At 69.0% G+C, this 21,087-nt stretch carries 21 protein-coding genes and 2 pseudogenes; 5 read left to right on the top strand and 18 right to left on the bottom strand.

The window, feature by feature from the left end:
- The first annotated feature begins 611 nt into the window (after positions 1 to 611).
- The 3 genes from AB0O76_RS02625 (at position 612) to AB0O76_RS02635 (ending at position 4,006) form a co-directional block, all read left to right on the top strand.
- Positions 612 to 1,265 (top strand): helicase associated domain-containing protein, encoded by a 654-nt coding sequence (locus AB0O76_RS02625; RefSeq protein WP_365484472.1) that lies wholly within the window; start codon positions 612 to 614, stop codon positions 1,263 to 1,265.
- Positions 1,163 to 1,561 (top strand): hypothetical protein, encoded by a 399-nt coding sequence (locus AB0O76_RS02630; RefSeq protein ID WP_365485498.1) that lies wholly within the window; start codon positions 1,163 to 1,165, stop codon positions 1,559 to 1,561. The genes AB0O76_RS02625 and AB0O76_RS02630 overlap by 103 nt, the downstream gene beginning before the upstream one ends.
- A 150-nt stretch (positions 1,562 to 1,711) precedes the next feature.
- Complete coding sequence (locus tag AB0O76_RS02635; protein ID WP_365484475.1) at positions 1,712 to 4,006, top strand: hypothetical protein; 2,295 nt, start codon at positions 1,712 to 1,714, stop codon at positions 4,004 to 4,006.
- Positions 4,007 to 4,454: 448 nt separating this feature from the next.
- On the opposite strand, the gene AB0O76_RS02640 is transcribed toward AB0O76_RS02635, so the two are convergent.
- From AB0O76_RS02640 to AB0O76_RS02675, 8 genes and pseudogenes are all read right to left on the bottom strand, one after another.
- Positions 4,455 to 6,164: an SIR2 family protein gene (locus tag AB0O76_RS02640; protein ID WP_365484478.1), complete on the bottom strand. Its 1,710-nt coding sequence runs from the start codon at positions 6,162 to 6,164 to the stop codon at positions 4,455 to 4,457.
- Positions 6,165 to 6,317: 153 nt separating this feature from the next.
- A complete protein-coding gene (locus tag AB0O76_RS02645; RefSeq protein ID WP_365485500.1) occupies positions 6,318 to 6,563 on the bottom strand; it encodes a helix-turn-helix domain-containing protein in 246 nt (81 codons plus the stop codon).
- A 188-nt stretch (positions 6,564 to 6,751) separates the two neighbouring features.
- Positions 6,752 to 7,597, bottom strand: coding sequence for a sigma-70 family RNA polymerase sigma factor (locus AB0O76_RS02650; protein ID WP_365484481.1), 846 nt, complete (start codon positions 7,595 to 7,597; stop codon positions 6,752 to 6,754).
- 842 nt (positions 7,598 to 8,439) lie between these two features.
- Positions 8,440 to 8,754 carry a hypothetical protein gene (locus AB0O76_RS02655; protein ID WP_365484484.1) on the bottom strand — a complete coding sequence of 105 codons (315 nt, stop codon included), beginning with the start codon at positions 8,752 to 8,754 and terminating at the stop codon, positions 8,440 to 8,442.
- A 6-nt stretch (positions 8,755 to 8,760) separates the two neighbouring features.
- Entirely contained in the window at positions 8,761 to 9,036 is a 276-nt protein-coding gene (locus tag AB0O76_RS02660) for a hypothetical protein (protein ID WP_365484486.1), read from the bottom strand.
- A gap of 427 nt (positions 9,037 to 9,463) precedes the next feature.
- Positions 9,464 to 10,177 carry a hypothetical protein gene (locus AB0O76_RS02665; protein ID WP_365484489.1) on the bottom strand — a complete coding sequence of 238 codons (714 nt, stop codon included), beginning with the start codon at positions 10,175 to 10,177 and terminating at the stop codon, positions 9,464 to 9,466.
- A 230-nt stretch (positions 10,178 to 10,407) separates the two neighbouring features.
- Positions 10,408 to 11,019 carry a hypothetical protein gene (locus AB0O76_RS02670; RefSeq protein WP_365484492.1) on the bottom strand — a complete coding sequence of 204 codons (612 nt, stop codon included), beginning with the start codon at positions 11,017 to 11,019 and terminating at the stop codon, positions 10,408 to 10,410.
- Between the two features lie 28 nt (positions 11,020 to 11,047).
- Positions 11,048 to 11,266: pseudogene (locus AB0O76_RS02675) on the bottom strand (transposase); the annotation flags it as partial.
- A gap of 106 nt (positions 11,267 to 11,372) precedes the next feature.
- Here AB0O76_RS02675 and AB0O76_RS02680 point away from each other — a divergent pair.
- Positions 11,373 to 11,819 carry a DUF6086 family protein gene (locus AB0O76_RS02680; RefSeq protein WP_365484495.1) on the top strand — a complete coding sequence of 149 codons (447 nt, stop codon included), beginning with the start codon at positions 11,373 to 11,375 and terminating at the stop codon, positions 11,817 to 11,819.
- Between the two features lie 91 nt (positions 11,820 to 11,910).
- Here the strand turns inward: AB0O76_RS02680 and AB0O76_RS02685 are convergent.
- Positions 11,911 to 12,045 (bottom strand): annotated as a pseudogene (locus AB0O76_RS02685) (IS5/IS1182 family transposase); the annotation flags it as partial.
- A gap of 61 nt (positions 12,046 to 12,106) precedes the next feature.
- Here AB0O76_RS02685 and AB0O76_RS02690 point away from each other — a divergent pair.
- The gene (locus AB0O76_RS02690; RefSeq protein ID WP_365484498.1) at positions 12,107 to 12,484 is read left to right on the top strand and encodes a hypothetical protein; all 378 of its coding nucleotides are present in this window, start codon (positions 12,107 to 12,109) and stop codon (positions 12,482 to 12,484) included.
- Positions 12,485 to 12,694: 210 nt separating this feature from the next.
- On the opposite strand, the gene AB0O76_RS02695 is transcribed toward AB0O76_RS02690, so the two are convergent.
- From AB0O76_RS02695 to AB0O76_RS02735, 9 genes are read right to left on the bottom strand one after another with little or no spacing between them, the layout of a single operon-like run.
- The gene (locus AB0O76_RS02695; protein WP_365484501.1) at positions 12,695 to 15,496 is read right to left on the bottom strand and encodes a BTAD domain-containing putative transcriptional regulator; all 2,802 of its coding nucleotides are present in this window, start codon (positions 15,494 to 15,496) and stop codon (positions 12,695 to 12,697) included.
- A gap of 42 nt (positions 15,497 to 15,538) precedes the next feature.
- Complete coding sequence (locus AB0O76_RS02700) at positions 15,539 to 15,988, bottom strand: pilus assembly protein TadG-related protein (protein ID WP_365484504.1); 450 nt, start codon at positions 15,986 to 15,988, stop codon at positions 15,539 to 15,541.
- Positions 15,985 to 16,365 (bottom strand): TadE/TadG family type IV pilus assembly protein, encoded by a 381-nt coding sequence (locus tag AB0O76_RS02705; protein ID WP_365485502.1) that lies wholly within the window; start codon positions 16,363 to 16,365, stop codon positions 15,985 to 15,987. The genes AB0O76_RS02700 and AB0O76_RS02705 overlap by 4 nt, the downstream gene beginning before the upstream one ends.
- Positions 16,366 to 16,418: 53 nt before the next feature.
- Positions 16,419 to 16,835, bottom strand: coding sequence for a TadE/TadG family type IV pilus assembly protein (locus tag AB0O76_RS02710; protein WP_365484507.1), 417 nt, complete (start codon positions 16,833 to 16,835; stop codon positions 16,419 to 16,421).
- A gap of 3 nt (positions 16,836 to 16,838) precedes the next feature.
- The gene (locus AB0O76_RS02715; protein WP_365484510.1) at positions 16,839 to 17,042 is read right to left on the bottom strand and encodes a hypothetical protein; all 204 of its coding nucleotides are present in this window, start codon (positions 17,040 to 17,042) and stop codon (positions 16,839 to 16,841) included.
- A gap of 37 nt (positions 17,043 to 17,079) precedes the next feature.
- Positions 17,080 to 17,979, bottom strand: a complete 900-nt coding sequence (locus tag AB0O76_RS02720; RefSeq protein ID WP_365484512.1) for a type II secretion system F family protein — start codon at positions 17,977 to 17,979, stop codon at positions 17,080 to 17,082.
- A complete protein-coding gene (locus AB0O76_RS02725; protein WP_365484515.1) occupies positions 17,976 to 18,890 on the bottom strand; it encodes a type II secretion system F family protein in 915 nt (304 codons plus the stop codon). The genes AB0O76_RS02720 and AB0O76_RS02725 overlap by 4 nt, the downstream gene beginning before the upstream one ends.
- Complete coding sequence (locus AB0O76_RS02730; protein WP_365484518.1) at positions 18,887 to 20,239, bottom strand: ATPase, T2SS/T4P/T4SS family; 1,353 nt, start codon at positions 20,237 to 20,239, stop codon at positions 18,887 to 18,889. The genes AB0O76_RS02725 and AB0O76_RS02730 overlap by 4 nt, the downstream gene beginning before the upstream one ends.
- Positions 20,236 to 21,045, bottom strand: coding sequence for a hypothetical protein (locus tag AB0O76_RS02735; RefSeq protein WP_365485503.1), 810 nt, complete (start codon positions 21,043 to 21,045; stop codon positions 20,236 to 20,238). The genes AB0O76_RS02730 and AB0O76_RS02735 overlap by 4 nt, the downstream gene beginning before the upstream one ends.
- Positions 21,046 to 21,087: the final 42 nt, after the last annotated feature.

Below are 21,087 nucleotides of genomic sequence, written 5' to 3' on the forward strand. Positions count from 1 at the left end.
CAAGCCCGGCAAGTCCTGACCAAATAGAGCCCGATCACGCGAGGGGCTGGGGAATTACGTGACCCCAGCCCTGGGGAATATCAAGACGTTCCACAGGTAGGTATGTGCCAGGCGGTCGGCAGGAACCAGGCCGTCCCAGACAACGAAGGTTCCGCCGGCGATCAACGCGTCGCGCGCAGGTCCACATGCTGTTGTCTGCTCACCGAGTATCTCGGCGAGCTCGTCGCGCGTCACGCCTCGACCTGGTGACAGGACGGCTGCTGATTGAGCGTCTGTGACAAGTAGCCTGCCTCCCAGGTGACAACCAGGCTGCCTCGGCCCGGCTCTTCTGCCAGCCTATTTGGCTCCGCCGGTGACAACTAACGAGCCTCGGCACAGCCGACTAGGTCGACGCCGGTGACGACCGCGCTGAGGGCAGCGAAGACGGGGTGGCTGGCGTTCCCGCCCGCGCGTAGGCCGGTGCTCGCATTACGCTGGTCGCACGGCACGTAGCGCTGGCCGGCATACGGGGGCGCCCCTGGCCGCCGTTGCCTCATCGAGCCTCCGCAAGCGGGCCAGCAGGGCTGGTGGGTACTGCGTGATGAGCGCAAGGCGGCAGTGCACCAGCTTATGTGTCGGGGTACGGACCTTTCTGGCACCGCCCCGATCTGAGGCCGGGCTTCGAAACAGCCCTGGCACACGCCCGGGCCTGGCACGCTGAACACGGCCACCTCGCGGTCCCCCGCGGCACCCGACACGACGGCTACCCCTTGGGGGCGTGGCTGTTCAGCCAACGCAACCGAGCCAAACAACGCGCCCGCGCCTCACTGCCGCCCTCACCCCACCTGGCCGAGCTCGCCACGATCGACCCATGGTGGAACCCACCCTGGGACACAGCTTGGCACTGCAACTACCACCGCGCCCTCAACCACATCGCCGCGGGCAAACCCTTCGACCCCACCGCCCGCGTCCCCGCCCCAAGTACCGTCCTGGGCACCTGGATCACCCGGGCCTGCCTCCAGTACCGCCTGCTCCACCCCGGTCAGCAGCGCCTACTGAACGCCATCGGCATCACCACCCAGACAGCCAGCCACTGGCCACACAGCACCCGCCCCGGCCCCACCCCGAGGCCCTCGGCCACGCCCGCGCATGGGCCGGCGAACACGGCCACCTCTGCCCGCCGATCAAGACGGTCCACGACGGCTTCCCCCTCGGCGAATGGCTCAACCGGCAACGAGAACTCGCGAAGAAGCGCAGCACCCCCTCCCCCACCCAGCAGACGCTGACCACGATCGACCGCTGGTGGAACCCGCCCTGGCCCATCCTGTGGCAACGCGCCTACCACCACGTACATGCCCACCCCCGCCACCCGCCGCTGGCTCCAACAGCAGCAACGCACCTGGCCCCTCCCCCACCAACAACAACTCCTCGCCGCTGCAGGGATCTACAACCTATGAGCCGCTCAGCGTTGAGCAGGAGGCTGCCCCGACGGGGAGGGCATAGCAGCCAACGGGGCTCGCACGGCACTGCACACGGTGAGACATGCGGCCGCTTCAGCGCTCAGCAGTATCAGGGTCGTTAGTCTCAGGTCCTGGCCCGATTCGCTGGCGCGGGAGAGCACATGCGTGGAGTCCTTGACGCTGAGCCATTGTCAGGCGCCCTCCAGGCGTATCGCCATCTGCGCCCGACACGTGTAGCTCGGCTGGTACCGGATGACGACTACGCAAGCCTGGTGGCGCTGGTCGAGCTTCTGTGCCAGACCTGGGGAGGGACAAGTTCCCTGCTGATCCCAGTCCGGGCCACCAACGGCACTATGCAGGAGCCGTATCCGGATCTGTTGCGGCGAAGCGAGGTGGACCGTCTCGTCGTTCCACCCGAACAGTCGGTACCGGGAGAAGTGTGGTCGGCCTTTCAGTCCCTAGGTGACCAGGCGGATTTGCGGGTCGGTACAGGGTTGGGTGGGCATCCAGTTCTCCTGGTTGCTGCTGCTCGAAGCGCGGAGCAGCTCCGCGCGGTCACGTCCGTGACTGTGCCCGATCACGGCCCATGGGCCCTGGGCTATCTGATGACGTGCGGTCGGCTGCCGGTCAGCCCGGACGGCGATCTCCTCGCGAGAGGAGGAGCCCAAGACGGCTTGCGGTACAGCGACGTGCTTGAGGTCCGGCATGAGACGGTGACGGCACCGGGGCTTGCGGACCTGAAGGAACGGTTGAGTGGCGGGTGTCCCGCTGGCCTGAGTCGGATCGCCTTGTCGACGCGCAGATCAGCAGCGAGCGTGAGCGCCCTGGACGGTTGGCTCAACGAGCCAGGGGTGTGGTCGCGGCAGAACGCGGGCGACGTGGTTGTGCTGTACGAGCCGGAAAGCGTCGCTGACGCCTGCCTGCTGTGGAATCTGCGGGCACTGCATGGCTGGCCTGTCGGCCTGCCGCTGGGCCTGCCCTACCAGCGCAAAGCTGACGGCACACCAGACCTCCAACCAACCATCGAACTGCTCCGCGAGGTCACGCAGCACTTCCCGATGCGAGGCCTCAGCGCCCATCCAGCCCTGGTATCCGCGAGCCTTTCCTCGCCCGAGCTGTCCGCGGTCGCCGACGGCGCCACTACGAGTGGCGGACGACCGGAGACGCCCCAGTTGGACGACGTGTTGGCGCCTGCCCGTCCAGCGGCCCGCAGCACAGCCACGTCCCTGACCTTTGAACAAGGGCACGCTCTGGTCCCAACCCGCACGGACGAGGACCGGGAGTGGCTAAGTGTCACTGGCGGACGGACGGTGCCCCTGAAGCTGACGGTCCAGGTCGACAGACGACCGGTTCCCGCGTCCACGGTGCTCCGCGGCGCAAAGAAATCGTTGCAATACGGAGGCAGTGGGTTCATCGCCCCGGCCGGCAAGGACACCTTCCAGGAAGTGGTGTGGCCACAGACGTGGACCATGCTTGAAGCAGTGGCCCACGACCACGGATTGAGAGTGGAGGCGTCGGCCAACGGCCGCCACGCCATGGCATTGACCAGATTGCTTGGCGACCCCGCCGAGCTGCGCTGGCTGTGTCACCGTGGGCTGTTGGAACTGCTCTACAAGACTGCAGCAAGCACCTCGATGAGCTGGTGGAAAAGGCGCACGGACAAGCAAGCCAGGACCGTCGCCGACGCGCAGCGAGATCCCGAGCAAGCATTTGAGGAACTGAAAGCGCTCATCACCGACGTGAACGTCTCCCACGATCAGGAGACCTCCGGGACCCTCGACGTGAATCAAGTCCAGCAAGCGCTGCGCGGAGAACGCAGCACAGCAGAGACATGGCTGCGCTGGGCCGACAGACGGAAGCTGGTGCAGCGTCTCGTCCAGCTCAAATGCGAGCACTGCCGGAACAAACTGCTGCTGGAGCTGGGGCAAGCCGTACCGCCACTGCCCTGCCCGCGCTGTGGACTGATCATGGCGGCTCCGTTCAACCTTTTCAACCTGCCCTTCCAGTACCGCCTGGCCGAGCCGCTACGTCGCTCCATCGACGACGACTCGATCTACCACGCGCTGATCATGCGATGGCTCATCTCCGTGTTCCAAACCCGACCAGGCCACCTCGTCGGCGCCCATCCAGGCGTCAACTTCTACCGCGGTGACCAGGAGATCGGAGAAGCCGACATCGTGCTGCTGTTCGCCGACGGCGCCGTGGTACCCGCCGAAGTCAAGCGCAGCGGACGACAGTTGAACGCCGTCGAAGTGACCAAACTGCGAAAGATCGCTGAGGCACTCCACTCCCCCGCCATCGTTCTCGGTGCCGGCGACCTCCACACCGACTGTCCCACCGCCATCACGCACGACACGGGCGACGGTTCCTGCCGAGTGGTCACAGCCGACTACTGGCTGAACCCACAACCACGGCCGGCCTACGGGTGGCGGGACCTCCCCCACGGGGACGCACAACCGCACGAGGTACCAGACGTGTGCGAGCAGGAGAAGACCTACGCCAAGATGCTCCGCTCCGCCGAGCAACGTGCCTTTGGAACCGACGACCCCGTCCGCAACCTCTGGTAGAGCCGAACCATCACGCGCCACGGCCACCGTCACCAGAGCCCGAAGAGGACAGCACTAAGGCGCTCGCCCTGCCGCCCTTCCCCCCTATGAGACGGCGCAGTCGCCTCGGCCTCGCTTGCGACATACCAACAATCGCTGGAGATGATCAGCGCTCAGTAATGATGACAAGAACTGATCACACGCGCCTGCCAACCTGACAACCCACAGGCCAACGGCACGACATGACAGCACAACACCGCCACCACCCCACACTCACCCGCCGAACTCCTCCCCCGCGAGCCAGCCATCCAACTGATCACCCCAGGTCACAGCACCACGCGCTAATCAGAAAAAGCACTCCTGGACACCGCGCTCGCCGAGCTGGGAGTCGAGTGGGCGTGACCGGGACGGGTGAGGCCCCGGGCAGTGCCGTTTGCGTTGGCTGCCGTAGTGCCGCTATCGGTTTCCCCTACTGCTGAGTGGCCCAATGGTTGTACTCAGCGTCGAGAACCTGCTTTGTCCCCTGGAGCTTTTCGAGGTTGCCGTCCAGGAAGCCCGCCTGGAGCAGCGGGTGGTTCTTGCCGTGGCGCTCCAGGTCGCGCTGAAGCCAGGTGGCGGGTGCCGCCTGGTAGGCGCCCATGAGCCCGGTGCGGCGGATGAAAGCAGGACTCCCCGTGTTGCGGCCGACGCTACGTGCGGTGATGAGGCGCAGGTACTCAAAGCGCTCCCAGGTGTCGGTGTAACTGGTATCGCTCAGCGCGAGGTGGTCAGTGAAGGTGGCACTGAGTTGCTGATGGAGTCGTTCTCCGGCATCGGCCACGGAGAGTGTGGCGTGAGGGCTGAGTAGCGCCGCCGCGGGCAGGACTTCGTCTTTGGACGTGTTCTCAGCCAGCGGCTCGGTGAGGATGCGGACCAGGGTCGGCCAGCGTTCGGCGGCGAGCGCGGCGATGCCTGCCGCGTAGATCACCATCGTGGCGGGGGCCCGCACTAGGTTTAGCAATGCGGTCTTCCCGCTCTCGTGCGCCGGGACGGCGAGCTGGTCGATGTCGCGGATCCACCATCGGTCGGTCTCTTCGCTGCCCCAGTAGGCGACGGTGGCAACCAGGGCGAGGAGCTGTTCCACCTCGGTTTCCAGGATCCGCAGTCGACGCCCGTACTCAGCCTCGACGTCCGCGGGGTCCCACGGCCGGGCCGTCCGGAGTGGAAGGGTGGCAATGCGGGTGAACTCCCTGCGGAGGGTGTCATGGAGGGAGATGGCCTGCTGGTTCCCGGCGAGGGCGCGCTTGGCGGAGGCAACAGCGATCGCGATGCTGGCGGGGTGCTGACGGCCAGTTTCGGCGAGGGCGTCGGCGGCGTCGGCGAGCTGCCCGAAGAAGGTATCGGCGTCAGCCGGCACGTATGTGGCAGAGCGAAGGATTGCCAGGTCTCGGGCCTGGTCGGCCAAAGGGCGGGGGTCGGCCCAGTAGGTGGTGAACGTGCGGGTGGTGCTCCGGGCAATGGCGTTGCGCAGGGCGGGGTCCCATTTGGCGGACCACCCGGCGACGGCGAGCCCATAGTCGGCGAACACCCGATCCAGGAGGACGTCGACCTGTGGGGAGTACCGGTCGAGTTCCTCGGGCGTGTTGAGCATGCTGGTGGGGTTGAGGTAGTCGCCGTGCAGGTGCACCACCAGGCAGTTCAGCGTGTGCAGCGGGGCAAGACCAGTGGCGTCGTCGGGGTGGGCCACCACGGTGGGCTCGATGCCCGCCTCGCGCAGGGCGGTCTCGATCAGTCGGTCGAAGTTGGTGGTCAGCACGACCCGCACGAGTCCGGCTGCCACGAGCCGGGCGATGGCGTGGTGGGCCGCGGTGGGCTTCTTCCGGCCCTCCTCCCGCTCCTGCTCATCGGGCTCGAAGTAGGAGCGCAGCAACGCCTGCCGCTCAAACGCCGTGGTAGTCAGGGCATCCAGGAGACCGTCGTACGTTGCGGGCCGTCCGTGCCGTTCCTGGTACCAGGTGTGCGGATCACCGATCTCGGCGGCGCCCTCGGCAACGGCCAGGCGCCCGATTAGGTCCTGCTGGATGTCCCAGGCGTGCGGGATACCCGAGGGCACCGAGGCACCGGCCCCGAGCAACACGACATACGCGCCAGGAGTGGCACGCAGTGCGAACGCCAGAGTCACATGCGGTTCCATCTCCATAACGGCCCTCCAGCCACGACAGCATGACGGGCATAGGCCTTCGGGTGATGGCGCCCTGCCCACCTCCACTTTACGTCACTATGACGAAAAGTGGAGGTGCTCTGAGATCTCACTGCCGAGGCGCGGAATGGCCACCGCCACAAGAACCGCGGGTCAGGGCCGGTCGGTGGGATCAATGTGCTCCACGGAGCTTTCGCGCAGGTACTCGTGAACCGCCTGCTCGGGGACACGGAAGGATCGGCCAACCCGGATCGCGGGGAGGTGACCGCTGTGGACCAGCCGGTAGACCGTCATCTTGGAGACGCGCATCACGGAGGCGACTTCTGCGACAGTCAGGAAGACCACTTCGTTGAGCGGTCGTGGATCCTGGGTGGCTTCGCGCCGGTGCGGGGCAGGCACCGGGCCTGCGCGGTCCCCCTCAGGGGTCGAGGTCGGTCCGGACGAGGCCTCGTCGTTCTCCGCCATCCAGTCGAGCAGCCGCTGCCTGCTCCGGTCCAGGCTCTCCTGATCGACAGTCACAGCGGCTTCAACCTGGTGTAGCAGGTTACCGATCATGGTGTCGACGAAGTCGTTGTGGTCGCGGTCCGTCATGCCCGCTCCCCCTCTCCCTCTCGTGACGTGCCCGTCTCAGCGGAGTTCGTGTCAACGGGTTCCGGGTCAAGCAGCCCGGGCAGAGCCACACGCAGCGCTTCCTTGGCCTTCGCCACGTGCTTGCGGACTCCCCCCGGCTGGAGGTCCAGCAACTCTGCGATGTACGGCACGGACTGCTGCTCGAAGAAGTAGAGCAAGGCAACCTGCCTGCGCCTCGGCGGAAGTCCGCGGATCACCTGCAAGCAGCAGTCCAAGTCGTCCCGAGCAATGACCACATCCGCCGGATCTGGGGCGACACGGCCATACAGCCGCTCCATGCCAGGCTGCAGACTCCCCCCAAGGATCTCCCGCCGCAAGCCGTCGATCCACTTGTTGCGGCACACACTGCGCAGCCAGTTGCGGCGCTGCTCCGAGTCCAAGGGAACGAGAGATGCCCACTGCTCAAAGGCCGCCACGAACGTCTGCTGCACGAGATCCTCGGCCTCATCCTGGTCACAGCCGGTCCGAACCCTCGCGTAGCGGGACAGCCCAGCCCCCTCCCGCTCCCATAGCGCAGTGACCTGTCGTTGTCGTTGCGTCACACCGGTTTCCCCCTGATTCGTTTCTGATGGAGCGCCGACATACACCTGCATCGCAGGCCCCCCTCTCCCCCGCTCCTGAACCACCACCGTGCCGTCCGGAGCGTTATGCACCAAGGCGATCAGAGTGACCCTGCGCTGCCATTCCGCCAGGAACGCCGAAGCACCCGCAAGAGCAGCAAGTAGACACAACGCCAACCAGAACCCGGACTGACCAACTACCGTCCCCAGCCAGCCACTTCCATGCACGAGAAGAGTGTTCACACCATGGAGTCGAACGATCAACCCAAAGCGCTGCCTCCATGCACCAAGATTCTTTAACCTGCTCCGCAACTGAGCAGGCTGGAGGGCGAAAGGCTCACGCTCCTCAGCGGCACGGCCGCCGTCGGCGCGGTGTTCTCCGGCAGCACGGTCGGCTTCTCGATGCGGGGAGCGTCGCGCCGTCTGGTCTGGTGCCTTTGGACCCCGGTTGCATCCGCGCCAGCCCGCCAGCTCCCAGGGCCAGCGCCCCGGGCGGGACTCCTCCCCAGCGGCGACCTCTGGTCTGGAGACCATGCGCAGCAAGCGTGGCCCTTTGGGGGGCGACGGCGCTCACGTTGATGGCCGCGGCCCGCGCCGGGGGCTACGGCGACGCTTCTGCAGCACCCCGCCGTCGCCGGCCACGGTTGCCGAAGTGATGGGCTTCGGGGACGCCTCCACTCCTCTGAGGCGGTCCCTTCTCCATGCTCTGACCAGCCTCGTAAAGGTGTGGGCAGCGGACACTCCGTCCACGGCCTTCCGGTCGGCACTCGGTGCCTTCGACACCGTGGTGCAACGTTTCGCTGCCGAGCAGCCGCTCCACCGGCACCGACTTTCTCTTTACCGAGCAGGTCCTGCTGACCGCAAATCCAACTGATCACCCCAGGTCACAGCACCACGCGCTAATCAGAAAAGGAACTCCTGGACACCTCCCGGCCGAGTTGGGGTTGAGTGGGCATAGCAAGGGTGAGCGCAGGACTACGCCGGGTACGAAATAACGGCGAGCCCCGCGGGGTCGACCGTCAGTAGCCGTTCCTGGCCGCACCTGCCCAGCCATGCGATGACGCGAGACGGGCGTACAGAGACGTTCAGGCGATGTTGTTGAAATGGTGACGAGCTGCCGCAGTGAAGGCGTCGAGCGCCGTTTCCATGGCACCGTGCGCCTCTTCGAATTGGGAGACGTAGACGGCGATCTCCGATGCGGTGATCTCGCCGACGGAGCGGCTCTCGTATAGCCCGACATGCCACCGGCACCAGAGCAGAGCCTCGTGTGCGGGGCGCGCAAGGGACAGAACCGTACGGGCTGCGGCGGCTACGTCTTCGGGGCCGTCGAGTTCGACGGCCGCCCCGAAGCGTCGGAGATCGGCAAGCGGGGTGATCAGGGCGTCATGGACGCTGACCACGGTGCCTTAACTGCGGGTACCGGTCACTTCGATGCTGAGCTGGAAGTCCGCGGCGTGGGGTCCGCGCGATCTCGCATTCATCCCCGCTTTGAGTGCGTCGTCATACGCGGTGATGGCGGCATGGAACGCAGCACAGACCTCGTGCTGGTGCTGACGACGTACAGCTTCGATGGGTCCTCGGTGAGCGGCGCGGGCCTGCGCGCGACCAACCGCGTACGCGGCGACGGATGCGATGACCGCCGACGGCATGGCGATGAGTGCGGCGGTGATGGTGGAATCCATAACAGGCAGGATCTCAGCGGGACTTAGCGACTCCGAAACGGGCTAGCTGCTCGGCGACGAGGGTTTCGATAGGGGGTCTCCCGTGCGATCTGGACGGTCGCGCTCGGCACAATCGCGGACCCTCGAGAAGGCCCTCGTCGCTCGCTTCCTGCCCGAGGGGAATCCACGGCCGAGGAGGCAGCGGCTATCTCAAACATGCTCGCCTGTTCGCGACTCACGCTGGCGTGCTGAACGCCCCAGAGCAAGTACTGGGCCGCTTGCGCCCGGCACCGAGCCGTCGGCACCATTGAGCGGGAGCTCGGGGGCGACTACGAGTCCGCCGTAGTACCAGCCATCGCCGAAGCCGCAGTACGGCTGGCAGCACCGGAACCAAGGCCGTGGTGCTGCACTTCGCCCAGGCCGCCTAGGCCCCGACGCAGCGCTAGAGCTACATCCCGCCCGCCGCGTCCCAGCCGCTCAGGAAGTCGGCGAGGACGCGGCGCTGCTCTTCCTCGCAGGTGATCTGCTCAGCGAGCACGGCACGGTCGATGTACGGGTCGACGGCAGCGAGGACCAGGCGCTGCAGTTCGTCCGGCTCGAGAGCTTCGACCTCACACTGCACCGGGCGGGCGGGGTCGAAGCCGTAGCGATCGGCGAAGGCCGGCCATCGCGGGTCGCCGCGCTTGCCCTCGGTCGCGGGCAGCTCGTAGGCGCGCACCTGGTCGTAGGTGAGCAGCACCCTGGTGACCCGACTCCAACAGCCCGTGCGCACTACCCAGTCCCGCTCGATGTCCTCGCCCGAGCAGTCGAAATCGCCGACCACCAGGAGCACCGCCTCCCTGGGGTCGGCGGCGACACGGTCGCGTACGACGTCGGCGTAGGACTGGGAGCCGAAGCCGCGGACCACCAGCACCGGGATGCCCGCCTCATCGAGCCATTCGGTCAGCTGCTGCCGAAGAGTGTCCTTTTCGGCAGCGACGTACAGGGCATGCGTCTGCCCCTCGGTGCGGTCCAGGCGGAACCAGCCGGGCATCTGAGCCACGAACGCGTCCGCGTCCGGCCGGGCCGGCGGCACGTGGACCGCGCGGACGGCGTCGATCAGGTCGGGGAACCGGCCCTCGCGACGGGCGCGGGCCAGCTGCGAGGACAGCCGCCGGTACATCGGGCCGTGTGCGGCAGGGCGCCCTCGGAGACCAGCGATCAGCAATGCTCACGACCCCGTCCATACCCAGGTGATGCCCAAGCCTTGGCCGCAGCCGTTGCCCCCAAATCAGCGACAGAGCCCGAAAATCTTGCCAGGGCCACCTTTCTCCCCAGCCGCGTACACGCGAACGAGGGCGACTGGTCGGCCGCCATACGGCCGGGGGCCGCTAGCGCTGCTCGGGGTCTAAGTCAGCACTTCAGACCGATGACGCCCCACTCGCGCACTGCAGCCTCGGTGACTACCTCCCCCCATTCGGTGACGAGGGCAACAAACGACGAGAAGTCGCTGATCCGCCCCGTGGGCTCGGCGACGTGCTGTGCGAACGGTTCGCGTAGGGACGGCAGGCCGGGCTCGACCTGGGTCCAGAAGTGATGGAGCGCTGCCACGTCCTCAGGGAGGAGCCACAGCATGGTCTCTGGGCACCAGTGGTTCTCCCGTCCGGGAACGGCAGGCGTGAATGGAGGTTCCGCGAACTCCCAGTTGTATTCGCCCCAGAACAATGGAGCACTGAACTCGTCGAGTGCCGTGCGAAGTCCGGGCCGGACGAACCTTCGCATCTTGTCCCAGCGTTCACCGGCCCAGAAGTGCGGCTTGTACGAGGTGAGGGTGTTGCGGAACTCGTAGCGTGCGTACCAGGGACCGTTCCCGGCATCAGGCCAGGTCCATCCCTCCGAAGGGTTGGCCTCCCAGACGTCGTCACTGCCGAACGCAGCGGTCTCCACCAGGTCGGCCCGCAGCTCGGCCGGCGCCGCTTCTATGTACGCGCAGTCGACGATCAGGAGTTCCATGCACAGGCCCACGCAGCGAGCGTAGAGCAGCTCTTAAGCCAGTAAAGCGTCGGTGGACCGTTTGCCAGGAGGCGCCGAAGACCGGCGGTAGCTGCCGCCAGGTGCAGCCCGACGTGGCGACGAAGATGATCGCGGCCAGGACCGCGCGGTCGTCACACCGTCGCCGGCCGCCGCACCGAGGCCGCGCAGACGGCTCTGGTGCCACGTCCTGAAAGATCTCCCACAGTCCATCCGGCGCCAGATGCTCAACTATGCCCATGCCAGAACAACGAGCTTTGGTGCTCCAAGGCACCGTTTTACCCAGGTGCCTGCCACCCGCACGATCTTCTACCCTGTGCCGGGGGCGGCTGAGAAGGGGATCGGCGATGAGCATGTACTTCGACATCGGTGACGAGACGCTGTGGAACCCGTCGAACGGTGCCGGCCGCCTCTTCCTACGGCAGGTCGAGGTCTTCGAGGCCGAGCTCAAGCTGGCCTCGGGAATCGGCCAGGGCAAGTATCGGGGCGACCCGGACACACTCGAGATCGATCCGGCCGTGTACGCGGAGTTCGCACGCAGCCTGGTCACCTGGCACTGCCGGACGGGGCACTCCGTGATCCTCGCGCTCTCCGAAGGGTTCGTGGCGACAGCGGTCGCGCTCGCGCGGCGCGCGGGAATCGAAGTGGAGATGCCCGAACCGCCGTCCGGCCATACGTGTGGTGGCGTCGAGCGCGACCTGCAGGTTCCCAGCAATCCCTGGACCGGGACAGCCACCATCGCCACCGCGCTGGACACCCGGGCGCGGGAGATGGACCGCTGGATGGCCCGCTGAGTCGGTGCACCAGAAACCGCCCCTTGCCGACCCAACACCCTGGACCAGCTTGCCGTTTCTTCCTCTTGCCCGTTCCACCTGAGAAGTCCTAAGCCGCGACCAGGAAGATGCGGTCCTCCAACGTCAGACTCAACAGCCGCCCACGCCGCACCTCGTCGGCTCCCTCCCGGCGCAGCATGGTCACCAACTTGCCGAAGCAGAGCGGGCTCGGCCCGGTCAAGATCATTGCGGTTGCTGACGCTGCCCCTTTTCCTAGATCCTGTCGTCTCCATGAGCAGGAGTGGTGCATGGGACTGGTTCTTTTCCCAGGCGACGGCGACAACAGCAGCCCGGATGTCTCCTGGTCCTACAGCGGCTTCGCCGCGTTTCGGCGACAGCTGGCGCGAGCGGAAGGACTCACTCTCTCCGAGATGTGGGGCTTCGGCGGGGAGTGCCCCTGGAGTGACGTCTCCACCTCTCTCGTACCCCTCCTCGATCGCCCCGATGACGGCGGCGGCGAGCTGTCGCCCGCCGAATGCGCCGCCCTCCTGCCCCGGCTGGAGGCGATCGTCAACCAGTGGTCGAGCGAGGCCGACGCCCCTCAGGCACACATCGATGCGGCCCAACAATTGACGGTCGTACTTCGACTCTGTGTCGCGAAGGACGTCGAACTTCTCTTCAGCTGACCTCACCAAAACCGGGACCGTTCCTCACGATCCCGCAGTTACGGGACAGCTTTTCGATCGTCGGCCAGCAATGCGTGAGCTCTGCGTGAGCGGACGACGCCTCATGCCCCATCCGCACCCGGATCACGTAACAGCCAGCGCCCTCTCTGACTAGGTCCCCGGACGGAAAAGGGCAGCCGCCTCCACCCGGACGGCCCTCCTCCAGCATTCTCATTCATTGGCTGCCCGTGTCTGGCGGGAGCGCGCCCCGGGCGTAATGAGGGCCTGGGTGGCCGCCTCGGGTTCGAGACCGAGGTCGATCAGGTGGCGCTTCAGCCGACTGTAGGTGTGCCGGGCGGCGTCGTGGCGTCCGGCGGCCTGGTAGAGGCGGATGGTGTGTTGGGCGAGGCGTTCGCGGCTGGGGTGGAGGGTGCTCAGGTGTTCCAGGAGTGGCAGGACGGCGTCCCGCTCACCGGGCTCGGCGCCGGGTTGTTCGGCCTGGCGGGCGAGGCGGAGGGCGGCGTCGGTGGCCTTCATGGCGAGGTGTTCGCGGATGGCATCGGCCCACAGGTAGTCGCCGCCCTGGGCGAAGGGGCCACGGTAGTGGGACAGGGCGTCGCGTACGGCTGACAGAGCACTGTCCGGCTTTCCCTCGCTGCCCGGGGAAGGGAATGCTGTTTTCAGGCTGTGGCTGAAGTCTTCCAGGTCGGTTTCCACGAGTTCGGGGTGGAGTTTGTGGAGTTCGCCTTGGAGCAGGATGAATTCCTGTGCGGTGATGCCGGTCGCGGTGCGTAGGGCGCGGCGTACGGCGCGGCGGAGGTTCTTCAGGGCGTTCTGGTCGCTGCCCGGGTCGAGGTGGAGCTTGTCTGCGATGTCGGATGCGAGGAGTCCGGCGGGGTGGGCGGCGAGCAGGGCGAGGAATTCGTGGACTTCGCCTCGCATGCTGGTGCCGACGGGGTCGGGGTTGCCGCGGGCGTAGAGGGTGACCGGGCCAAGGACGTGGAGGCGTACGGCCTTGGTCTGGGCCGGCCGTGCGGTCTCGGCCGCGTGCGGACTGAGGGGTGGGTCCTGCGGCTCCGGCGAGCCCGGGCAGTCGGGGCGTTGGTCTGAGGGGCGTGGGCTGGGCGTGCCGGGGCTGCGCGGGCGGGGGCGTTGGCCGTGGGCAGTGAGCAGGACTTCGGTCATGTCGCGTCCGGCTGCGGGTGTGACGTGGAACAGCCGCAGCTGGGCGGGGTGTTGATCGTGGGTGTCGGGGCGCGTCGTTGTGCCGTCCTCGGCGATATGCCAGGTCTCTGCCGCGGGTAGCGGGGCACCGAGGGCGAGGACGATCAGTGTGGTGGGGCTGCTGTGTGCGGCCAGGGCCTGAAGGTGTCCGGTGTGGGCGGCGTCCGGAGTGGTGAGCAGGAGCGGGGTGTGCGGGCCGGTCTCCGGGCCGGGGTCGATGATCGCCGACCAGGGTGTCGTGGGAGTGGTGTCCTGCTCTTCGTGGGTGCGGGCATGGGTGATCAGGTGCTGTTCGGCGGCTCGGATGGCCTGTGCGGTGTCGGCGCTCTGGGTCAGGGCGGTGAATTGCGTCGGGAGGCCGGGGAGCAGGCGCTCGGCCAGGTCTTCGGGGACGAACGCTGTGACGCGTGCTTGTCCGGGGCGCTGGCGTTCGGCGGCGGTGAGGATGCCGGCGAGGAGGGCGCGGGCTGCGCCCTCGGCGCCGGGACCGGTCCAGGCGCAGCCTCCGGGCGTAGCCAGTTCGTCGAGGGGGACTTCGGCGCCGTCCCGGACGCCGATGGTGACCGTGCCCTTGCCGCGGGGGTGCTGGGGTGGGGTGCGGTAGGTGAGCAGAGCATCGGAGTCGTCCTGCGGGCGAGGCGGCCGGGTGGCCGAGTGGGCAGCCTGTGCTGCCTTTTCCACCAGCGGGCTCAGGGTGGGCGCCTGTTCATCTTGGTCGGGGTCATGCAGGCGGTGCTGGTGCCAATGCCAGTAGCGGCGCGCGGCCAGCAGGCCCGCCGCAGCGGTGATGCCGATCAGGCTGGCCTCCCCGAGGCCGATCGCGGCGGGGCCTCGGGGCGTGCCCCGCTTGTGGGCCGCGGGTTCGTCCTGTCGGTCGGGGTCGGCGGGAGCGTGATCACCGCCTGCCGGGCGGCCAGTGTCCGTGTCCCGCTCGGGAGTTGGCGGGGCGGGTGCGGTCGCGGTGGGCGGGGCGGCGGGCGGTGAAGGTCTGCTGTTCGGGGCGTCTGAGGCGGGGTCGGGTGTCGGCTCCGGGATGGTCTTCTGGGCGACGGGGACGGTCAGCTGCCAGCCGGGCCTGATCAGGTCCGGGTCGAGCAGCCGGGCTCCGTCGCTTTGGACGCGGTCCTTGTTCAGTGCGTAGATCCGCGGCCAGGTGAGCGAGTCGCCCATGTGCGTGTGCGCGATGTCCCACAGGGTGTCGCCCTCGACCACGATGTACTCGATGTGCCGGACCGCCTCGGCCGTGCGGAACGGTCGGGGACGTTCCGGTCCCGGCCGGTGGGTCGTGGCTTGCGCCGGGGCTGCCGCGGGTGGGGCAGTGGGGGTGAGCGGGGCGGTCGCGGTGACGTGTGCGCGTGCCTCACCTGGGGAGGAAGGCTGCTGGGCGTCGGCCGGTTGCGGGCGCCACAGGCCGATCAGGGCGACGACGAGGGTGCCGATGCACAGTGCGGCCAGCGAGCCCTTCACGGTCAGGGCGGCCACATGCTCATCGTGCATGTGGCTGTCGCGCAGCAGCTGCGGGAGGTGGGTGGCGTACCAGATGGTCTCGCGAACCACGGTGCCGGCGAAGGCGGCCCAGCACACCCAGCCTGCCAGGGCCAGCAGGTCGACCATCATGGGGTCGCTGACCGGCTGCGCCAGCCGGTGGCCGAACTCGGAGAGGGAGTAGACGTGTTCGGGCCAGGGGACGCCGGTGGCCCGCCACAGTACGCAGGGCATAGCGGCCAGCAGGGCGAGCGTGAGGACGAGGGTGCCGCCCGCCGTGAGGATCGCGGTCAGCCGCTGGCGCAGCTGGGGAGGGTGGTTCATCGCCGGTTCGCTCTCTTGGGCCGGGAGGCGGGTGAACGGTCTTTAGGCGGTGGCACGTTCGGCGTGTGCGGTGCTGCTGGCGTGCACGGTGAGGGTGCCGAGTCCGATCAGTTGCAGGATCTGGGTGCGCTGGTGGTGGGTGACGTGGACGGTCACGGCGTCGCCCTTGGCCGACGCGGTCCCGCTGTCGCCCGTGGAGGCGACATGGGTGCGGGCCGCCGCAGCGGCCTGGCCGCGTACGAGCCGCACGTCGTCGCCGCGCCGCAGTCGGCCGACATCCAGCTGCTGGGCCCCGGTGCGGGCGGCTTCCTGTGCCACGTCCAGGGCCTGGGCTTTGGCGGCCAGGGCGAGGCCGCCGTCGACCACGATCCCGGCGAACAGCCACAGCGCGGCGAAGATGCCGACGACGAACGCCGTGACCTGCCCCCGCTCGTCTCCGGTCGCCAGCCGGGCGCGGACCTGCACCAGATGCGCACGCACACGTCGCTTCACGGGCTGCTCCGATACGTATCAACGACAGAGAAGGCGGTGCCGCCCAGTGACACCTGGCCCGGCAGCCCCGTGCGAGTGAGATTGCCCAGGTCGGCGGTGCAGGAAATCCGGGCCGTCACGGTGGCGCCCGGCGCAAGACCGCCGGTGGTGAGACGGACGCTGGGTTGCGTGCAGGAGGCTCCCGCCTCGCGCAGGGCCGCATTCGCCACCTGCCGGGCCTGGACGCGGGCATCGCCCTCGGTGCGGGCCAGGGAGGCTGCGCGGGCCGCCTGGTGGGCGGCATCGGCCACGATCAGGCGGGCGTCGGCGAGCCGCCCCAGTGCCACCACGACCAGGAGGACGAGGACGAGCAGCGGCGTGACGAGCACCAGCTCCACCGCGGCCGAACCCCGCTCCCCGTCCCCGCGCGCAGGGCGGCGCGCCTGCCGGATCACGGCTGGGCTCCGGCCGGGGTGGTGATCCGCTCGGTGGGACCGGAGGCGGATCCGGACGCGTGCAGCTCCAGCCCCGGGACGGGCAGTACGCGTGTCACGGTGCCGTCCACGCGCACGGTGGTCCGGGCGGTGCTGCGCTCGGCGGTCACGGACGGGGCGGTCAGGACCCGGCTGCCCAGGGCGGCAAGGCTGCGCCGCGCCTGCGTCCGCCCGTCCGCGGCGGTGCCGTCTTCGACGCGGGCGGCGGCCAGGGCCCGCTCGGCGGCGTACTGGGCGATATGCCGTGCGTGCCAGAGAAGTGCGAACTGCACCACCAGCAGCGCGATCAGCAGCAGCGCCGGGACGACAAGCACCAGCTGGGTACTTGCGGCCCCTCGGTCACTGCGCACCGTGCGGCGAAGGAGCCGGGCCACGCCCTAGCCCCCGAGGTCGATGCCGTTGGCCTTGGCCGTGACCTTGGCGACGATGATGCCCACCACGGTCAGGCCCAGGACTGCCAGCAGCGCGGTGACCACAATGGTCTCGGTGGTGTAGCCCGCGTCCGGGCGGGAGCGGGCGCGTCGGCGGACCTCGGTCAGGTGGGCGCGTGCCAGACGGTCCAGGGTGTCGAGTGGGAACATGGCGTGTGCTCTTTCCATGGGTTCGTACCTAGTGGATTCAGCTGATCGACATGACGTGAGCGAGAGCCGGGAAACCGATCAGCAGCAGGAACGCCGCGAACAGCCCGACCACGGGCAGCGACATCTGCTCGGTGGCCGCCTGCGCGGCCCCGTCGGCCTCCGAGATCCGGCGGCGTCGCATAGCCCGTGCTTTCGCCGCGAGCGAGCCGCGGATCTTGGCGCCCTCGCTGCCCGCGAGGTTCAGCGTCGAGGCGAGCTCGGTCAGATCACCGACGGCCAACTGCCGTCCCAGATCACCCAGGTGGAGCCAGGGGCTGGTGCGGGTGAACTGCGCGACGTGCAGGGCGTGCCGCAGCCGCGCGGCTGCCCATCCCTGTGGTGCGGCGACGGCCTGGCCAAGTGCCTGCTGAACGCCGGCGCCGCCCGCGAGTGCGATCACCGTCAGGTCCAGGACGAGGCTGAGCGTGTGGCGCATCTCGCGGCGGCGCCGCGTGGCCTGCTGGCGTACCGACAGGTCGGGCGCGAAGAACAGCACCACGGCCAGGGCGAGTGAACCGGCCAGCGGCGCCCACCAACCGACCGCGACACCGGCCCCGAGCCGCAGCAACAGCACGGCGGCCCACGGAGCGAGCAGTCCGGCCATGGCGCAGACCGCCTTGCCCGCCAGGTGCCGCTCCTCGTCCGTACCGCACACGGCCAGGTCGGCACGGAGCGAGGCGGTGGGGAAGCCGAGCGCCCGCACCAGCGGTACGGCGCGTCGGCCCAGCCGGGTGGCCCACTCGTCTTCGCCGGTTTCCGATGTGCGTGAATCTGCGGGCGGTGCAGGCGTGTTGAGGGCGGTGAGGACGTCGGCGAGGGCGGGCCGGGGCGGGCGCAGCCCGTAGACGAGAGCGGTCACCCCGATCCCGAAGAGCGCGCCCAGCAGCATGACGATCACCCCGTGCCTCCCGCTTGAGCGTCCGCTGTGGTGTGCGGGGCGGCCGCGTTGATGAGGCGGACCGGTTCCTCGATGCGGCCGATCACGGTCAGGTAGGTGAAGCTCGCGGTGAACAGCGCGCCCACCACGGCGAGCACCGCCTGCCCCGTCAGGGTGTTGAAGGGGTCCAGGTAGGGGCGGTTGAGGACCACGAGGCCCACCACCATGCCGAGGGTGACGGACACGGTGACCCGCACCCCGGTGCGTACGCTGGCCCGTCCCGCATCCACCCGCTGCCGCATCGCCACCTGCTCGCGCACCGACTCCGCCAACTCCCCGAGCAGTGGCGCCAGTTGGCTGGCTTGCTGTTCGGCCGCCATCACCAGCGCGGCCACCACCACATCGGCGAGCGGGTCATCGACGTCCTCGGCAAGCGCCCGCAGCGCGGACGGGAGCGGGGTGCCCGACCGGACGGTGGCAGCCAGCTGCCGCATCTCCGGCTCGAGCGCGGCCGGCGCGATGTCCGCGCTCGCCAGCACCGCCTGCTCCAGACCGGCCGCCGCCGACAGCGTGTCGCGCAGCATCTCCGTCCACAGGGCCAGCGCCTCCATCCGTTCGGTACGCCGCGCGGCCTGCCGGTCCGGGCCGAGCAGTCCGGGGAGGGTGAGCAGGGCGACCGTGGTCAGCACCGCCGCCACCGGCCACGACGTCAGCGCCCCCGCAGCCACTCCGGACGTCACGGCGATCAACACGCGCCGCGTGGTCCAGTCCGCGGGCAGCCGCGCCACCAGCGCCCGCCACACACCAGGCCGCTCCTCCGGGGCGGCACGTCGTACGGCGCCGTAGCCGATGGCCACCAGCCCGCACCCGAACACCGTCCCGCACGCCACCGCCACCCCCGTCCACGTGCCGGGACCAAACAGCCCGCTCATGACGCGGCCCCCCACCACTGGAAGACGCCATGCTGCACATCCAGCCCCGCCGCGACCAGGTCGTCCAGGGTCTCGGTCCGCAGCGGCGTGGCGGGCACGGCGTGCCCGTCGGGGCCGGGCCGGTAGACCTCGTTGGAGACGATCTGCGCCCCGTCCGCGTCTACGACCTCGCGCACCGAGTCGATGACCCGGCGCCCTGCCCCGTCCCAGCCCAGGTGGACGACGAAGTGGACCGCGGAGGCCACCATCAGGTTCGTCGCCTGCAGCGTGAGCCGTTCGGGGGACTGGGCGGCGTAGGAGGCGAGTCTGGTGAACACTCCGCGCGAGGTGGAAGCGTGGATGGTGGACAGCGAGCCGTCGTTGCCCTGGCTCATGGCGTTGCACATCGGAATGACCTCGGCCCCGCGAATCTCCCCGACGATGACCCGGTCCGGGGACATCCGCAGCCCCCAGCGCACCAGTTCCGCCTGGTCGATGCCGCCCTGGCCCTCGATGTTCGGCTCGCGGGCCTGCATGGCCACCACGTTCGGGTGCGCCACCGGGTCGGTGTCCAGGCCGAGTTCGAAGGTGTCCTCGATCGTGACGAGGCGCTCCTCGGGCGGGATCTCGTGGGCGAAGGCCCGCAGCACGGTGGTCTTGCCGACATTGGTGCCGCCGCCGATGACGATGTTCTTCCGCGCCCGCACCAGCGCTCTCAGGAAGGCGGCGAGCTGCTCGTCGCACACGCCCAGGCGCACCAGTTCACTCATCGAGGCGGCCGGGAAGCGGTGGCGGCGGATCGTCAGCGACACCCGGCCACACACCGCCATCACCGCGAACAGCCGGGACCCGTCGGGCAGTTGCAGGTTCAGGCGGGGCACGCCCCGGTCGAAACGCCGCTCCTCGCCGCCCGCGCGGGCCGCGAGCGTGCGCACCAGCTCGACCAGCTCCTCATCCGAGGCGGCCACCGGGCTCTCGCGCCGCCAGTCGCCCGCCGCGTCCTTGACCCACACCACATCACAGCCGTTGACGCAGATGTTCTCCAACGACCGGTCGGCCAGCAGCCTTTCCAGGCCGCCGGTCCCGAGCAGCGCGTCCTTGACCGCCTGCCCGACCCGTTCCTCCATCGCGACGTCAACCATGGCCCGGCCCTGGGCCAGCGCCAGCCGCCGCTGCGCGCCCAGCTCCTCGGCCAGCAACTGGGCCACGGTCGCCTGCCGCGCCGTCTCGCTCTCCGCCGACAGACCGGCCTGCTCCCGCTCGTCCGCGTACGCGGCCAGCCGAGCCGCCACCCGCTGCCGCACCAGATGCGCCAACTCCCGCTCACCACCGCCGGACACCGCACCCAGCGCCATCAGCTGCTCGCTCATGACCCGCTCCCCTCAACTCCCGGTACCTGAACCAGCCCTGTCCGCACCGGCCGCTCGCCCAGCCGCGCCCCGACCGCCCCGCTCACGCGATCGCCGTCCGAGCCCTCAGCCGTGGCCCCGGTCTCCTGCACCATGGCCAGGCGACGAGCCAGCGCCTGTGCGGTGGCCATCAGCGGCGGCGGCCGAAACCCCCTCGTGCGCGGCACGGTGGGCTGGGGGCTGTTCATCGCGGCCACGCTCTTGGCGTCCCAGGGCAGGAAGACCACACGCTCAATGCCGAGGGACTTCTCGATCTCCGCGGCCGGGTACGGGCACGGCCCGACCACGGCGAGCGTCAACCGCCCGCCGTACGCGTCGACATCCATGCCGTACGCGGACACATGCGTCAGCGGCTCCGCACCGCCCCGCGCCACCAGCACGACCTGATCGGCCGCCTCCACCAGCGGCTCGACGTCCCCGGTAAGACGCCCCACATCCAGCACCACCGTGCCCCGATCGCGCTCATCCCCCAGCAGCACACGCCGTCCCGGCTCACCGGCCAGCAGCCGCACGGCCTCCCGGCACGGCCCACGGCCCGGCACCGAGACCACCACCCGCACCCCACAAGGCAGTTCACTCGCTGCGCCGAGGAGGGAACCCGGGTAGGCCTGCCCGGCCGCCGCCGCGACATCCAGCAGCGAGGGCGCCGTCGGCAGCCCGAAGCGGATCATGAGGTCACCGCCGGAACCGTCAGCCTCCACCAGCACGGGCCGCACCCCGCCGTCCGCCTCCGTCGGCCATCCGGCGGCCAGGGCGAGCGCCGTCATCGTCACCCCCGGTGCACCCGTGACGGACCCGACAACAACCAG

It is taken from the genome of Streptomyces sp. NPDC086554 (genome assembly GCF_040686095.1).
In the GTDB taxonomy this organism is placed as follows: Bacteria; Actinomycetota; Actinomycetes; order Streptomycetales; family Streptomycetaceae; genus Streptomyces.

Coding starts and splice junctions, on each gene's coding strand:
- AB0O76_RS02640 (WP_365484478.1), bottom strand. CDS start 6,164: ATGGAGATGGAACCGCATGTGACTCTGGCGTTCGCACTGCGTGCCACT.
- AB0O76_RS02660 (WP_365484486.1), bottom strand. CDS start 9,036: ATGGATTCCACCATCACCGCCGCACTCATCGCCATGCCGTCGGCGGTC.
- AB0O76_RS02665 (WP_365484489.1), bottom strand. CDS start 10,177: ATGTACCGGCGGCTGTCCTCGCAGCTGGCCCGCGCCCGTCGCGAGGGC.
- AB0O76_RS02680 (WP_365484495.1), top strand. CDS start 11,373: ATGAGCATGTACTTCGACATCGGTGACGAGACGCTGTGGAACCCGTCG.
- AB0O76_RS02690 (WP_365484498.1), top strand. CDS start 12,107: ATGGGACTGGTTCTTTTCCCAGGCGACGGCGACAACAGCAGCCCGGAT.
- AB0O76_RS02695 (WP_365484501.1), bottom strand. CDS start 15,496: ATGAACCACCCTCCCCAGCTGCGCCAGCGGCTGACCGCGATCCTCACG.
- AB0O76_RS02715 (WP_365484510.1), bottom strand. CDS start 17,042: ATGTTCCCACTCGACACCCTGGACCGTCTGGCACGCGCCCACCTGACC.
- AB0O76_RS02725 (WP_365484515.1), bottom strand. CDS start 18,890: ATGAGCGGGCTGTTTGGTCCCGGCACGTGGACGGGGGTGGCGGTGGCG.
- AB0O76_RS02730 (WP_365484518.1), bottom strand. CDS start 20,239: ATGAGCGAGCAGCTGATGGCGCTGGGTGCGGTGTCCGGCGGTGGTGAG.
- AB0O76_RS02735 (WP_365485503.1), bottom strand. CDS start 21,045: ATGACGGCGCTCGCCCTGGCCGCCGGATGGCCGACGGAGGCGGACGGC.